This is a genomic window from Paenibacillus wuxiensis (assembly GCF_040195695.1).
Lineage (GTDB): Bacteria > Bacillota > Bacilli > Paenibacillales > Paenibacillaceae > Paenibacillus_B > Paenibacillus_B suaedae.
In genome coordinates, this window is record NZ_JBEFZI010000017.1 from 22826 (window position 1) to 38185 (window position 15360).

Sequence of the window (15360 nt, forward strand, 5' to 3'; positions counted from 1 at the left end):
ACTTTCTCTCTAGCTCGATCCTCTCGATGGTTCTTGGTCTTATTTTACCGAATAACTAACTATTGTGGGAACAAGAAAGCGTCCTGCAAGCTAGTTTCAGCTCACAGGACGCTCTATATTAGGCAATGAACATTGTAACTCTCGTTAGGCGCTGTCTTACATCTGTTCTGGAGCAGATACGCCAACCAGACGAAGTACGTTCGCAATTGTTGTACGAACAGCGCCGAGCAATGCTAGACGAGCTTGTGTCTGCTCTGCATCCTCTGTAATGACACGCTCTGCTCTGTAGTAGCTGTGGAAGAGCGATGCCAGCTCGTACACATAACGAACCAAACGATGTGGCGCATAGTCGCGGGCAGCAACCGCAATCTCTTCTGGAAGCTCACCCAGCTTGCGAAGCAGGTCGAATTCATGCTCAGCCGTCAGCTTCGCCAAATTCAGCTCATTCAACGGCTGCAACGCAACCCCTTGTTCTTCCGCCTGACGATAAATGCTGCAAATACGCGCATGCGCATACTGTACGTAATAGACAGGGTTCTCATTGGATGTGGAGATCGCCAAGTCCATATCAAAGTCAAGGTGGGAATCCATCGAACGCATTGTGAAGAAGTAACGGATTGCATCAACGCCCACTTCATCCATCAAATCTTCCATGGTTACGGCTTTCCCTGTACGCTTGGACATTTTCACTTTCTCGCCATCTTGGAACAAGCTAACCATTTGCGCAATCAACACGACCAGCTTATCCGGATCATTACCAAGCGCTTCCATAGCCGCCTTCATACGTGGGATGTATCCATGGTGGTCAGCACCCCAAATGTTAATCATTTTGTCAAAGCCACGGCCGTATTTATCCATATGATACGAAATATCTGGAGTCAGGTACGTGTAAGAACCATCATTCTTCACCAACACGCGATCCTTGTCATCGCCGAATGTCGTTGTTCGCAGCCATGTTGCACCTTCATGTTCGAATACATGTCCGCTTGCACGAAGCGCATCCAGCGCCTTCGTCACTTCATTGTTCTCGTATAGCGATGTCTCGCTGAACCATACGTCGAACGGAACACGGAAGCGATTCAAGTCGCGCTTGATTTTATCCAATTCCTTCGAGAGACCGTAAGTACGGAAATAACGCTCGCGCTCTTCCTCAGACAAGGACAGCAGACGTTCGCCCTCTGCTTGAACAAGCTCTTCCGCAAATCCCTTAATATCTACACCATGATATCCATCTTCAGGCATTTCTGCTTCCTGTCCCAATGCTTGCTTATAGCGGCATTCAATCGATTTCGCAAGATTGTTCACTTGGTTCCCTGCATCGTTAATATAATATTCGCGCGTTACTTCATAACCCGCGTAATCAAGCAGGTTGCACAATGCATCGCCGACAGCCGCACCGCGTGCGTGTCCAAGATGAAGGCTTCCTGTAGGGTTCGCAGATACGAACTCTACCTGTACGCGTTGACCGCTGCCAGCCGCAATCCGTCCGTAGTCGCTGCCTTTTTCATTCACTTCGTGCAAGATGTCGTAAAGATAGCTCTTGTTCACACGGAAATTAATAAATCCAGGTCCAGCGATCTCTGCGCTTTCAATGGAAGCCGCTTCTTTGTTCAGGTTCTCGATGATCGCTTCAGCAATTTGGCGTGGATTGCGCTTCGCAATGCGCGTCAACTGCATCGCTGCATTGGATGCCAGATCACCGTGCGTCTTATCCTTCGGCACCTCAATAACGAACGCAGGAATATCCTCGCGCGCTACAAGACCTGCTTGTACGATTGCATCCTCAATTGCTTGCTTCACTTGATTGTTTACTCGTTCCATTACACTGCTCATATGTCTCGTTCCTCCTGCATCTTATCGTTCATGCCTGTTTCAGGCGGGTGTAATACGTAATTGAATATTGAATTTCCCCGTGCAGCGTTCTTCTATATATAATTGATACGACCACGCTATACGCAATTCGTCGAATTGTAGCGGCCCTTCGAACGGCCAAGGCTTGTCCCAAGACAGCTTCGATGTCTCTGTTGTTAGAGGAAAGCGAATCGCAGATGAACGATAGTAACCATTCTGTCTCGCTCCAAGAGCAAATGTCTGCTCTGCTTCAACCTGTCCTCTACGCGTTAGCTTCACCTGGGTCTCACCCACCTTCAGTGTAACCTGTGTACGGCCCGCATCTTCGGCAGAATCACTTCGTCGCTTCACCCGCTCCGGCTGGGACTGAGTCTCGGTATAGCGAATATAGAAATGTGAACCCTTCCGATATAAATCGCCCCGTACGTGCTCCGTGACCCGTTCATCATCTTGTCGGCTGTCAATCGTGATAAGAACCGGCAATCTATCAGCCGCTTCCCTCTGATGCTCCGTCATTGTCAAGCTCCATTCTCCAAAGTCTGATTTCTAAATTATCCGGTATACGCCCGCCTTTTGCAACCTCCTTTTCCTATTTGCGCCCTAGGGATGCAGCTAAGCATAGCAGGGACAATTAATCGACAATCTATGGCATAATACGATAACTTACGAATTTGTAAGGTTATACCTCAAGAAAGACGTGGAAATTCGAATCTTCCCTCAATTATAATAATAGTAGTAAATGATTCCTCGATTGTCCGCTGCTGCATAATTGCTCAGCTTATGTCATTATTTCGAGGAGTATGGGGGCGATAAATGGTGGAATGGACGGTACTTCTAACTTGGTTAACGAACCATAGCGACTGGCTACTCCTGATAACGCTCGTACTCCACCTAGCTTCGTCAGTATGGGTTGTTATCGACAGCATCCGCATTGAACACTCTGTCTTCTTTACAGTCGGCATGACGACCATTGTGGTCATCGCTCCGCTGTTCGGGCTATGCATTTATATGATGATTCGAAACACAAAACGAAACGCACATCGCAACCACCGTAGACGTACAGGAACCTCTGCAGTCTAACGATACGGAATAGAACGGGAGCTGTCCTAGACAGCTCCTTTTTCACGTTATGATCTATGCTTTATCTATTTTTCTCCCATCTTCTCTCATGCTAATCTTGTTGATAGAGAAATCCAGTGTTTATATGAAGGAACCGCAACGCACAATTTATTAGAGGAGTGACCCGACGTGCCCACCAAGTCAAGAAGGCGTACGCCAGTCGCCACAAGTTGGCGATGCGGCGGATGCTGTGCTTGTCGATGCAAGCTGCACAGCTGAAGCTGTCGCAAGGCGCCTACATCGACAAGCTGTCCTTCATCAGGGCAATATTGTGGCATGTTCCTTGTAAGCCGAATCAGGGACGGCCTGGTGCAGTCTATTTGTCATTCATTTATACAGATGCCGGCATTCGTAATGATGCTGGCATTTGCTGTTTTCACACCGATACAAAAGGAATATTTGTCCATTGTCGTGAATTATAATAAACTGTACTCAGTTATACAAAATACATACAAATAGGTGAATGTCTGTGAACCCTTCCTTATTAGGCATTTCGAGTGTGTCCTTCCTGCTCGTTGCCGCATTGACCCCACTGCTCATCTGGGGATTGCGGACACTGAAGCTGACGCAGCCAATTCGAGCCGAGCTTCCGCCTGATCATCAAGCTAAGCGCGGCACACCGCTGATGGCCGGCCTTATTCTGATTATCGGTGTAATTACCTCTGTCTCCTATCACCCATCGCCAATGACGATGTTTCTGGCAGCGACGTTTCTGCTATTCGGTTCCGTTGGTCTAATGGATGACTTGAAGAAGGCCGTATTCCAGGATCCCTCCGGGATATCGGGCAAAGCGAAGCTTGTCTTCCAATTCTCCTTTACCGGAGTTCTGTTGTACGTACTCATTCAACATTTTGACGTCAGTACGACCATTGTGCTTGGGGGCGGGCTAACGCTCGATCTTCCTCTACTCGTGTATGTGCCAATTATGGTACTGTTCGTGGTAGGTTCGGCAAATGCGATTAACTTTACAGATGGTCTGGATGGGTTGCTTATCAATGTGTCGATCCCGACTTATTTCTTCTTCTTTCTCATATCCGATCATATGGAAGTGAAGATGTTCTCGCTCATCATGATTGCCTGTCTGCTTGGGCTGTTCATTTATAATATTTATCCTGCGCGTGCATTCATGGGGGATACCGGATCGCTCGCCATCGGCGGCTCCCTGTCATTCCTTGCGGTACTCGAGAAGGTAGAGATCCTGATTCCGGTTCTCTTCTTCGTCTACTTCGCGGAACAACTGTCTGTTATTCTACAAGTATGGTACTACCGCAGAACGAAGCTGAGAATGTTCCGAATGGCGCCCATCCACTATCATTACTCGCTCAAATACGGTTGGAGTGAGAACAAGATCGTCGTTATCTTTGGCTTCATCTCGTGGGTCGGAGTGGGGATATGCTGGTTAGCTTGGAAGTTTCTCTTATCTTAACAGTCGTTGCACACGAAAGCCCCGCAGCCTTTTGAGGCGGCAGGGCTTCTGTTCATTTTGTCATTTCGTTAGGACGCCATAAACTTATCTGTGAATTCCCATACTTTATTCCAATATACCGCTCCAGCAAGATGAGCGCCTCCGTGTCCTGCACCCTTGATCACCAGCAGATCCTTCTCGACATTTGCCGCATCATATAACTCATGAACCATTTCATATGGAACGAACATGTCGGAATCCCCGTGAATGAATAGAATAGGAGTCTTGCTCTTTGCTACTTGCTTCAAGGCAGAGGCATCCTGCAAGTCATAACCGGCTCTAATATTAGCAACCACATTGGAAGCCGTCATAATCGGGAAGGCAGGCAAATGAAATAGCCGTTTCAATTGGTAGCTGAATTCATCGTAAGCCGACGTGTACCCACAGTCCTCGACAATCACCTTGACATTCGCAGGAAGTTCTTCTCCCGAGGTCATCATAACCGTCGCTCCTCCCATGGAGACCCCATACAGGGCAATTTGAGACTCGGGGTTAGCTTCGACGATTTGGCGAATCCAACCCATCATGTCTAGTCGATCATGCCAGCCCATTCCAATATAGGAGCCCTCGCTCTTTCCATGTCCTCGTAAGTCGACGAGCAGTACATGATAGCCTTTATCATAGAATCTCTTGACCGCATACGACATCTGCTTACCGGAGCTCGTATAGCCATGAACGACAATGGCCCACCTATTCGTGGGATTCTCTTGCCGATACTCATAGCCCTGCAGCTTCAAACCATCGAAGGAAGCTAACGTGACCTCATCGTGATGCTTCGTTTCGATCCATTCTTTTGCCACCTCATTTCCTTGCGTCTCCAGTCCATCTACTTGCATCGTCGGAACCGCACGATCAAGATCCGGATTGTTGTCGAGGAACGGACGCTCCGTCTCCGGATTAAGCGCTATGTTGTAAAAATGATTCCCTATGAATCCTAATGCAACGATGATAATAATGAATACGGTTGTGATCGAAATAAGTAAAATCTTCATCTTACTCATTCTCATCCTCCCTTTCTCTATATTTTAAAGGGGACCGCAACGCATGTCTAAGCCCTGCCCTTTTGCTGCTTCTTACAAAAACAAGCGCACTTCCTCTGCTGCATGCAGATTCCGTGCGCTTGGACGATGCTGCTTTGTTACAGACTACATTACTTTACGAACCCGAGCAGCATCTCACGAATGATTTTGCTCGCCGTAATCGGCGTTTGCTCGGTTGGGTCGTAGATTGGCGCAACTTCCACCAAGTCACATCCAATAATATTGGCTTCCGAACGGGCAATCGAATGAACCGCTTCAAGCAATTCCTTCGACGTAATGCCGCCCGCTTCTGCCGTTCCTGTTCCCGGTGCGCAGCTTGGATCAAGCACGTCAATATCGATCGTGACATAGACCGGACGGCCAGCCAGCTCAGGCAGAACCTTCTTCAGAGGCTCAGCTACTTCGAACGGGAAGAAATTGATGTTCTCGCGAGCATACGTCCACTCTTCACGCGAACCAGAGCGGATGCCGAACTGGTACACGTTCTTGCCGCCGATCATCTCAGCAGCCTTGCGGATTGGTGTGGAGTGAGACAAAGGCTCACCCTCATACTGCTCCCGCAAGTCAGCGTGCGCATCAATATGAATAATAGCGAGATCAGGGTATTTCTTGTACACCTCTTGCAGGACAGGCCATGTCACTAGGTGCTCCCCGCCAAGGCCGATTGGGAACTTCCCATCGCCCAGCAGCTTGCCTACGAATTCCCCGATGATATCCAGGCTCTTCGCCGCATTGCCGAATGGCAGCAGCAAGTCGCCTGCATCGAAGTAATTCAATTCCTCAATGCTTCTATCGAGATACGGGCTGTACTCTTCCAAGCCTACCGATGCTTCGCGGATACGGCCTGGGCCGAAGCGCGATCCTGGGCGGAAGGACACCGTGTAATCCATTGGCATGCCATAAATGACGGCCTTTGCTCCCTCGTAATCATCAGAGCTGCAAATGAACACATTGCCCGAATATTTTTGATCTATTTTCATTGTCTTCGCTCCTCCTTCTTCCTGCACTATCTTATTTGCACAGATCCTCTACAAATTTAGGCAGACAGAAGGCTGCTTTGTGCAGACGAGAAGAGTAGTACTTCGTCTCCATTTCTGGAATCTGTGCTTCGTCCACTTGCAGCGGATCGTGCTGCTTGCTGCCCATTGTGAACGTCCAGAGACCGCTCGGATAGGTCGGAATATTCGCACCGTACACGCGTACGATCGGGAAGATTTCCTTCACGTCACGGTTCACCTGCTGGATCAAGTCCGCCTTGAACCAAGGGTTATCCGTCTGCGCTACGAACAGGCCATCTGCCTTCAAAGCATCATAGATGCCTTGGTAGAAGCCGCGCTCGAACAACGGTGCCGCAGGGCCTACCGGCTCTGTGGAGTCGACCATAATAACGTCGTATTCATTTTTGCTGTTCAAAATATGCATGTATCCATCATTCACGATAACTTCTACACGCGGGTTGTCCAGTTCGCCCGCAATTTCAGGCAAGTACTGCTTGGAGTATTCGATGACTTTGCCGTCGATTTCAACGAGAACTGCCTTCTCTACTCCAGGGTGCTTCATGATTTCGCGGATAACTCCGCCGTCGCCGCCGCCGACGACAAGTACTTTTTTCGGATTCGGATGAGTTACAAGGGCCGGGTGTGCCACCATCTCATGGTATACGAACTCGTCTTTGATCGTCGTCATAACCATGCCATCCAATACGAGCATCCGTCCAAATTCCTCGGTATCCAGCATCGCTAAATGCTGAAACGGCGTTTGCTCCTCCACGAATGTTTCGCGGATTTTTGCCGTAATGCCAAAGGTAGGCGTTTGCTTCTCTGTAAACCACAATTCCATAACATCAACCTTCTTTCATAATCATGGTATCGTTGGCTTAGTTCCCGAAATGCTCGTAATGGTTCCTATGTGTAACATTCGTAACACTTCATCTCCATTTTGCACCAAACACAAAGTATTATATCGGTTCCCCCCCAAAATGCAATCATTTTCCGAAGTCAAGTTGAATGTTTGCACAATTTTCAGAGCTATTAGAGCTCTGAAAGCTGCTTTATCACTGGATTTTTGAAATTTTGACAAATGCTCTAGAATATTCTGTTTTTCATAGTTTTCAACCCTTTTACAGTTTGTGAACGGTGAATTTATTCTAGCAAAAAGGAATAACCTTCCTCCTCTTTTTCCATACTGAATGGTAACCACAAAATGGCCTGATGACGGTCGAACAGGAGGCGCTGCCATGCAGCGGTTAAGCGGCAAAAAGACTGAGAAAAAGAAGAAGCGCGGGTGGCGGCTATGGCTGAAAATCATTAGCGGTTCAATCGCGCTCCTTCTAGGTGCTTGCGGCATCCTGCTCGGGTATCTATATATGACGGATCTGCCTGTGTCTGATATGCAGAAGCCCTCCTTCATTTATGACAGCCAGGGGGCGGAACTTACATCACTAACAAGCGGGCAGAAGCAGCAGCATCCGGTTACGCTGACCGATATCGCTCCGGACGTCATTCATGCAACCATTGCCACAGAGGATCGGCAATTCTACCGTCATGTCGGGATCGATTTCAAAGGAATTGCTCGCGCAATGCTCGTCAATATCGAATCAATGTCCAAAAAACAAGGCGCCAGCACCTTGACACAGCAGCTTGCCCGCAACCTGTATCTCAACCACGATCGGACATGGGCTCGCAAGGTGAAGGAAGCGCAATATGCACTTCAACTGGAGATGAAATACAGCAAGGACGATATTTTGGAGCAGTATTTGAATCAGGTATATTACGGCCATGGCGCATACGGTATCGAGGCTGCCGCTCAGCTTTATTTTGGCAAGAAGGCTCGTGACCTAACGCTGGCAGAGAGTGCAATTCTTGCAGGCATTCCACGCGGCCCAAGCTATTATTCTCCCTATTTCAATATGAAAAATGCGAAGGACAGACAAAAGGTTGTGCTTCAGGGCATGGTGGAGACCGGATATATTACCCAAGAGCAGGCACAACAAGCCTACAATGAAACGCTGGCCATTCGACCGAGGGAGGAGCGAAGCGAGCTGCTTGTCGCCCCCTATTTCCGCGATTATGTCCGGCAGGAGCTCGATTCACTCGGCATTTCCGATCAAGCAATCGAGGCTGGGGGTCTGCGTGTATATACAACACTGGATAAACGGGCACAGGCGGCAGCAGAGCAGGCTGTCGCCAAGTATATTCCTGCAGAAGGGGATTTGCAGGCTGCTCTTATCTCGATCGATCCACGCAACGGCTATTTGAAGGCGATGGTTGGCGGCAAGAATTATCGGCTAAATCAGTATAATCGTGTATTCGCCAATACGCGCCAGCCTGGATCATCCTTCAAGCCGCTGGTCTATCTAGCAGCACTCGAGAAGCGAGCCATCACAGCGGCGACTCACTTCGTCAGTCAGCCGACTTCATTTAAATATGACAATGGCAGACAGCAATATAAGCCAAGTAATTATGGCGGCAAATATTATGGCGAGATTGATCTGCGCCGCGCCATTGCTGTGTCAGACAATATTTATGCGGTAAGTACCATTATGCAGATTGGCCCTGAGCAGGTGATCTCCCTTGCGCGGCGGCTTGGCATCGACAGTGACATGAAGCCACTCCCCTCTCTTGCGCTAGGTACATTCCCAGTAAGTCCACTGGAGATGGCATCCGCATACGGTGTGTTCAGTAATCAAGGCAAGCGTGTGATCCCCCGCTCCGTCTTGAAGGTCACCGACAGCGGCGGCAGTGTCCTATACGAGGCTCCACCGATTCAACAAGAGCAGGTAGTCAATCCAGCAGATGCGTATGTGCTCACCAGCCTGATGGAGAGCGTATTCGAAACCGGTGGAACAGGCAGCCGCGTAGCGACCAGCATGAAACGCCCTGTCGCTGGCAAGACAGGAACGACAGATACGGACGCTTGGATCGTCGGATATACGCCGGAACTCTCAACTGCCGTCTGGGTCGGCTATGACAAGGACAGAATGATATCCGTTACGGAATCTCATAAGGCAGCGCCTATATTCGCTGAATATACCGAACAGGCATTGTCCAACGTCCCACCTAAAATATTTGCCGTTCCAGACAATGTAGTTAGCGTCTATATTGATCCGGATACTGGGAAGCTCGCAGGAGATAACTGCCCGAATAAACGTCTGGAGACATTCGTAAGTGGAACCGAGCCCACCGCTTGGTGCGATCTTCATGTTCAATCCCCGACAGACCAGAGGAAAGACGAAGAGAAGCGACCAACGAAAGAGCTTGAGAAACGTTCGTGGTGGCAGCACTTGAAGCGCTGGTGGGGGGATTAAGGAACGGTATCTATGTGAAACGAGGCTGTCCCGGAGTCCCAGCAATTTGATGACCTATATCGATAGGAACACGTATGAAAAAAAGACGCTTCCCTTCCCACGAATCCAGTGGTTTAGGAAGCGTCTTTCTATTTCTAGTGGGCTGATTCCATTGTTATTGACACTGTGGAACAGCGGATTCCATTGTTTGTTGATTTCTAGGCAAATCCACTATTCCTCCATAGATAACCACCCAGCATACAACTCTTCCAGTTGCTGCCGCAGTTCTTGCTGCTTGGCCATCAATAGCGTCCAATCTACCTCCTGATCGGTCTGCATGGACAAGGCAGCCATCTCCTCGTCCAGTTGTCGCAGCTGCTCCTCTACTAGCGCAATGTCCCGCTCCCATTGGGGTGCAGTCTGTCCCTTCCGCGTCACTTGCTTTGGAAGCACGTCATCTGCATGTCTCTTAGCAGGATCGCCTGCCTTCGAATCTTGCTGCTGCGACTTCCTCTCTACCGTGTTCACATCCGTATGTGCACCAGTAGACACCACCCCCAGCTGCCGTGAGTGATCCATCCAGGTCTGCAGCTTATCCCGGCATTCATCATAGTTCCCAATATGCACAGACAATCTTGCCTGCTCCAGCACCCACAGCTTGCTTACAACCCGATTAATGAAATAACGATCATGCGAGATAACCAGAAGTGTACCTGGAAAGTTCTCCAACGCTTCCTCCAATGCTTCTCTGGAGTCGATATCCAAATGGTTGGTTGGCTCATCGAGCAGGAGCAAATTCGGCTTCCGGTACATGAGCAGAGCCAATCGAAGTCTGCTCCATTCTCCTCCTGACAGCTGCGCAATTCGCTTGAACACATCCGCTCCATAGAACAGGAATCTAGCCAGTTCTCCCCTAGCCTCTCCCTCTTCCATGGCCACTTCCTCACAAAAATATCGAAGAACCGTCTTATTTTCGGAAGGCGGAGCTTCCTCCTGCGCCAAATAGCCAACCTCCACACGCGAACCGACTCGGAGATCTCCGCCATCTGGATCAACCTGGCCAAGCAGCATCTTCATCAAGGTGCTCTTCCCAGCACCATTGCTGCCAAGCAATGCTGTACGCTCGCCGTACAGCAGAAGCCCGCTCACCCCGCTAAGCAGCTTGCGCTCCCCATATGCCTTCGTAACCCCATCCAGCACGAGCACTTGCTTGCCAGAACGATCCTCCTGCTTCAGCTTCAAATCCATCGTCTTCCGCTCCAATATCGGACGCTTGAGCTTCTCCATACGATCGAGCGCCTTCTGCATCGATGCTGCCCGGCGATGAAATCCTGGATTCGGCGGATTCGCACGATTCCCCCATTCGATCAGCTGCTTAATTGTATCCTGCATCTTCTTAATCTTCTTCTGCTGCTCTTGATAGCTAGCGAATTGCTGCAGCAGCCGTTCTTCCTTCTCCTTCTGATAGCCGGAATAGTTCGTATGATAAATGATCGCTTCCCCATCTTCGATCTCAATCATTTTGCCTGCAACTCGATCCAGGAAATAACGATCATGCGAGACAATCATAACTGCTCCCGAATAGGCCAGCAGGAAGGATTCCAGCCATTCGATGGCCGCCATATCCAAATGATTCGTTGGTTCATCAAGCAGGAGAATGTCAGGCTGCCTCAGCAGCAGCGCTGCCAGGCCGACCTTCGTCTTCTCTCCCCCAGATAACGAGGAGAAGGGGCGGCTATATTGCTCTTCCGCGATCCCGAGTCCTGCACTGATCCGCCGAATTGAGGCCTCCATTTCATAGCCGCCTGCCCGCTCGAATTGCTCCATCATCTGTCCATACTGCTGCAGAATATGGTTCAGTTTCTTCTCATCTGCAGAGATAGCAGGGTCGGACATGGTCACTTCCACCTGCTTCATTTCTTGCTCTAGGCGGCGCACTTCCGCATAACTCTCAGCCAATACATCATATACAGAAGCGGATTCATGGGCAGAAGGTACCTGATCGAGCAATCCAATTGTCGCGCCTTTGCGGATAAACAGATCCCCTTGATCCGGCGTGGATGTCCCGCTTAGCATCTGCAAAATTGTTGTCTTCCCCGTTCCATTGCGGCCAATCAGTCCAACCTTTTCTCCGTCTTTTACTTCAAATGACACATCTGAGAGCACCAAGTTTGCTCCGTAATATTTTTTCACATGCCATAGGCTAATGATCATGTCGATATCCCCCTCGGGGCGTGAGCAAGACGCTGCCTCCCGGTCTGGAACAAAAAAAATCCCTACAGCCCTAAATAAACCTAAATCCGATCAGGTTAAGGCAGGAGAGTCTTCACGCCGTATTGTCGTATTCGTATTAGTAAAAATGGACACACGTATCCCGTTAAGAGCTACATCATGAGTAATTCCAAACATTGCCATTGGCAGTTGGCTAATACGAATGTTCGGCGTATTGAAATTCATCTCCTACCTCACCTCCTGTTCTTCAGTCCGAAGAACATGTTATTCATATATATTACCACATTTTAGAATATCGGTAAAGGGACAGCTGGATACCCTGCCCAACCCCTACTTGCTTCCCTTAGGATCATCTTGATGTACAATGGTTATACCTAAGTTCATTCTTTTGTAATCTTTATCCATCGATGAACGTCTTCGTTTCTTGTAGAATAGGACTCGCATCGGATTATCATATCGGAGGGAACCAAGCATCATGAATTTGCGGGAACTTGAATATTTCAAGGCCGTTACTGAACAGCATAGCTTTACAAAAGCAGCTGAACAGCTGTATGTGTCCCAGCCTTGCATTACAGCCGCTGTAAATCGGCTGGAGGAATTTCTAGGTGTGCAATTGCTCGAACGCAATAAGAAGGAGAAGGCTGTGCATGTCACGCCGCAAGGGGCGTTATTTCTAGCCAGAGTCGATAACATTTTGTCTGAAATTGATGAAGCTATTGTAGAGGTTCGTAATTATAACAGCTCCAACATTCATTTTGGCTTGCCGCCAATTATCGGAGCCTATCTGTTCCCTTCCATGTTCGCTTACATAAGGAAGCGGTATCCGCATGTGCAATTTAAAGTAACCGAGTACGGTTCTCGCATTACAACAGAGCTGCTGCAAGAGGGTAAGCTGGATTTAGGCATTATCGGACAGGCAGATCAAGAACCAATCTCCGATCTCCATTCTGTGCTGCTCTATGAGGATCACTTAAACGTGTGTGTGCCTGACACTCACCCACTCGCGACTCGAGAGTCCATATCCATTGCTGAACTCAAGCATGAACATTTTATTGTGCTGACGGAAGCTTATGTACATCATGAACAACTGATGCTCGCTTGTGGAACATACGGATTCAAGCCGAATATTGTATTTGAATCAGATGAAATTCAAACCGTTAAGTCGATGGTAGCCAGTGGGGCAGGCATTTCCCTAATCGTCTCTATGGCGGTCAAAAATATGCCTGGTCTTGTAGCCATACCACTTGAGGATCCGTTGTACTTCTATATTTATTTATGCTGGAAGGAAGGACATCATCTGTCGCAAGACTGCCTCAGCATGATCGAGTGCATGCGCCAGCTCCCACTTCAAGAAGCATAACGCCGAACGGATAAATAACAGAGGACATAACTTCCATTTCGTTACTATAAATAAAATTTATTAGCTTATATGCGGAACGTATTTCCCTTTTCCCCACTAACGTAGCACAATGGTAGCATGGGGCTTGCGGGGCTTATGTTCAGCAGCGAGTCTCCTTGGAATGATAAACAGGGAGCTGATTGTAGTATGCCAGTCGCACTGGACATCAAAGAAGAGTCGTTACAACTTCATAAGAAGCTGCACGGCAAGATTGAAGTGACTAGCAAAATTGAGGTGACATCCCCAGAGGATCTGAGCCTTGTATATACACCAGGGGTGGCTGAATCATGCCGCCTGATTGCAAATGATGCGAATGCTGCCAACGAGTATACGTCACGTGGCAACATGATCGCCGTTGTGACAGACGGTTCGGCCGTTCTCGGCCTAGGCGACATTGGTCCCTATGCGGCTATGCCGGTCATGGAAGGCAAGTGCATGCTCTTCAAGCAGTTCGGCAATGTCGATGCCTTCCCAATCTGTCTATCCACGCAAAGTGTAGATGAGATCGTGAACATCGTCAAAAATATGGAGCCTACCTTCTCCGGTATTAACTTGGAGGATATATCTGCACCACGCTGCTTCGAAATTGAACGGCGCTTAAAGGAAGAAACGAATATCCCCGTCTTCCATGACGATCAGCATGGCACTGCTATCGTGCTGCTCTCTGCGTTAATCAATGCACTGAAAGTGGTAGACAAGCAGATGGAGGATGTACGCATTGTCATCAACGGCGCCGGCTCTGCTGGCATTGCCATAGCGAAGCTGCTGTTGAAGGCAGGCATTCAGCATGTTGCCCTAGTAGATCTGAAGGGTGTCGTGTGTGAAGGCGAGGAATGGATGAATCCTGCGCAGGCAGACATAGCGAAGGCAACGAATCGCGGACATCTACGCGGTATGCTGACCGATGTTGTATGCGGAGCAGATGTATTCATCGGGGTATCCGCACCGAAGGTGCTGACGCAGGAGCATGTGCGCTCCATGAATGTGAAGCCGATCGTATTTGCAATGGCGAATCCAACGCCGGAGATCTTCCCGGACGAAGCGCTTGCTGCTGGAGCGGCAGTAGTATGTACAGGTCGTTCGGACTTCCCGAACCAAGTGAACAACCTGCTCGCTTTCCCTGGCATCTTCCGCGGCGCACTCGATGTTCGTGCTACAGATATTACGGATGATATGAAGCTGGCGGCAGCCCGCGGTATTGCGGCTATCGTTACCGATGCAGAGCTCAGCCCGACGTATATTATCCCGAACCCGCTCGATAAGCGTGTCGTGCCTAGTGTCGCATCTGCGATTGCTCAGGTTGCGATCGAAACAGGAGTCGCACAGGTGAAGAAGATGCCTGTATATCGCGTCTAAGTCACCTTGTTGTAATGAGTGAACTCATCTCTATAATAATAGAAGGCCGCTGCACCGATCACGAGATCGGAATAGCGGCCTTCTTTAGATGTACATGATTATGCTAGGCAAGCTGTGCCTTCACTTCTTCTGGCGTACGCTCCCACCACTCAGCATTGTGCGTCATAAGCAGCTCACGCAGCGCTGCCTTGTCTTCTGTATTCAGCTCTTCGACGAGCACGCGGCGCTTCATTGCATAGTCCATCCGATTGACGTGGTCTGCGAGCATCTTCCAGCCGCGCTTCGCCTCCGTGTCGATCAGCATTTCACAAGCAGCCAAGCCGCCGTAGAACGCACCTTCCGCAGAACGATCGACTGCCACCCATACGATCCAGCATTGGCGGCCATTCGGAACATCCTCTTTATTCGTAGAGAACTTAATTCCACGCTCCACCTTACTCTTCGCATGCATCGCGCCTAGATCGATGTACGCCGTTCCTTCATCGATGATGACGGGCGACACGTTGTTCAGATCGATACTACCCGAACCGAATCCTTTATGCTTACCACTGCTCATTACGTTCAATGCCAGCGGCTTCTTTACTTTCTTATCTGAAGATTCCATTTCGTCATG

14 protein-coding genes are annotated in these 15360 nt (G+C 49.2%); 6 read left to right on the forward strand and 8 right to left on the reverse strand.

Annotated elements, in window-relative coordinates; genetic code table 11:
- Positions 1-156 precede the first annotated feature (156 nt).
- Positions 157-1833 carry an arginine--tRNA ligase gene (argS, locus tag ABN764_RS27530; RefSeq protein WP_174810679.1) on the reverse strand — a complete coding sequence of 559 codons (1677 nt, stop codon included), beginning with the start codon at positions 1831-1833 and terminating at the stop codon, positions 157-159.
- A gap of 39 nt (positions 1834-1872) precedes the next feature.
- Complete coding sequence (locus tag ABN764_RS27535) at positions 1873-2367, reverse strand: YwiB family protein (protein WP_174810678.1); 495 nt, start codon at positions 2365-2367, stop codon at positions 1873-1875.
- 297 nt (positions 2368-2664) lie between these two features.
- On the opposite strand from ABN764_RS27535, the gene ABN764_RS27540 reads away from it, so the two are divergent.
- The 3 genes from ABN764_RS27540 to mraY all read left to right on the forward strand — a co-directional run bounded on the left by ABN764_RS27540 (position 2665) and on the right by mraY (position 4396).
- The gene (locus ABN764_RS27540; protein ID WP_174810677.1) at positions 2665-2931 is read left to right on the forward strand and encodes a hypothetical protein; all 267 of its coding nucleotides are present in this window, start codon (positions 2665-2667) and stop codon (positions 2929-2931) included.
- A 158-nt stretch (positions 2932-3089) separates the two neighbouring features.
- Positions 3090-3392, forward strand: coding sequence for a hypothetical protein (locus tag ABN764_RS27545; RefSeq protein ID WP_446673711.1), 303 nt, complete (start codon positions 3090-3092; stop codon positions 3390-3392).
- Positions 3393-3433: 41 nt separating this feature from the next.
- The gene (gene mraY / locus ABN764_RS27550; protein WP_036590830.1) at positions 3434-4396 is read left to right on the forward strand and encodes a phospho-N-acetylmuramoyl-pentapeptide-transferase; all 963 of its coding nucleotides are present in this window, start codon (positions 3434-3436) and stop codon (positions 4394-4396) included.
- Positions 4397-4464: 68 nt separating this feature from the next.
- Here the strand turns inward: mraY and ABN764_RS27555 are convergent, their stop codons facing one another.
- The 3 genes from ABN764_RS27555 to speE all read right to left on the reverse strand — a co-directional run bounded on the left by ABN764_RS27555 (position 4465) and on the right by speE (position 7314).
- Positions 4465-5427, reverse strand: a complete 963-nt coding sequence (locus tag ABN764_RS27555; protein ID WP_446673744.1) for an alpha/beta hydrolase — start codon at positions 5425-5427, stop codon at positions 4465-4467.
- A 158-nt stretch (positions 5428-5585) separates the two neighbouring features.
- On the reverse strand, positions 5586-6455 hold the full coding sequence (gene speB / locus ABN764_RS27560) for an agmatinase (RefSeq protein WP_021253448.1): 870 nt from the start codon (positions 6453-6455) through the stop codon (positions 5586-5588).
- 31 nt (positions 6456-6486) lie between these two features.
- Positions 6487-7314, reverse strand: a complete 828-nt coding sequence (speE, locus tag ABN764_RS27565) for a polyamine aminopropyltransferase (RefSeq protein WP_446673712.1) — start codon at positions 7312-7314, stop codon at positions 6487-6489.
- Between the two features lie 397 nt (positions 7315-7711).
- On the opposite strand from speE, the gene ABN764_RS27570 reads away from it, so the two are divergent.
- Positions 7712-9781 carry a transglycosylase domain-containing protein gene (locus ABN764_RS27570; protein WP_446673713.1) on the forward strand — a complete coding sequence of 690 codons (2070 nt, stop codon included), beginning with the start codon at positions 7712-7714 and terminating at the stop codon, positions 9779-9781.
- A 210-nt stretch (positions 9782-9991) separates the two neighbouring features.
- Here ABN764_RS27570 and abc-f read toward each other — a convergent pair whose 3' ends face one another.
- Both abc-f and ABN764_RS27580 read right to left on the reverse strand, forming a co-directional pair.
- Positions 9992-11974 (reverse strand): ribosomal protection-like ABC-F family protein, encoded by a 1983-nt coding sequence (gene abc-f / locus ABN764_RS27575; RefSeq protein WP_446673714.1) that lies wholly within the window; start codon positions 11972-11974, stop codon positions 9992-9994.
- 90 nt (positions 11975-12064) lie between these two features.
- Positions 12065-12217 carry an RAxF-45 family protein gene (locus tag ABN764_RS27580; RefSeq protein WP_161627129.1) on the reverse strand — a complete coding sequence of 51 codons (153 nt, stop codon included), beginning with the start codon at positions 12215-12217 and terminating at the stop codon, positions 12065-12067.
- Positions 12218-12467: 250 nt separating this feature from the next.
- On the opposite strand from ABN764_RS27580, the gene ABN764_RS27585 reads away from it, so the two are divergent.
- Both ABN764_RS27585 and ABN764_RS27590 read left to right on the forward strand, forming a co-directional pair.
- A complete protein-coding gene (locus ABN764_RS27585; RefSeq protein WP_021253452.1) occupies positions 12468-13352 on the forward strand; it encodes a LysR family transcriptional regulator in 885 nt (294 codons plus the stop codon).
- A 186-nt stretch (positions 13353-13538) separates the two neighbouring features.
- Positions 13539-14747, forward strand: coding sequence for an NAD(P)-dependent malic enzyme (locus ABN764_RS27590; RefSeq protein ID WP_446673715.1), 1209 nt, complete (start codon positions 13539-13541; stop codon positions 14745-14747).
- 103 nt (positions 14748-14850) lie between these two features.
- Here the strand turns inward: ABN764_RS27590 and ABN764_RS27595 are convergent, their stop codons facing one another.
- On the reverse strand, positions 14851-15351 hold the full coding sequence (locus ABN764_RS27595; protein ID WP_021259752.1) for a YwhD family protein: 501 nt from the start codon (positions 15349-15351) through the stop codon (positions 14851-14853).
- Positions 15352-15360: the final 9 nt, after the last annotated feature.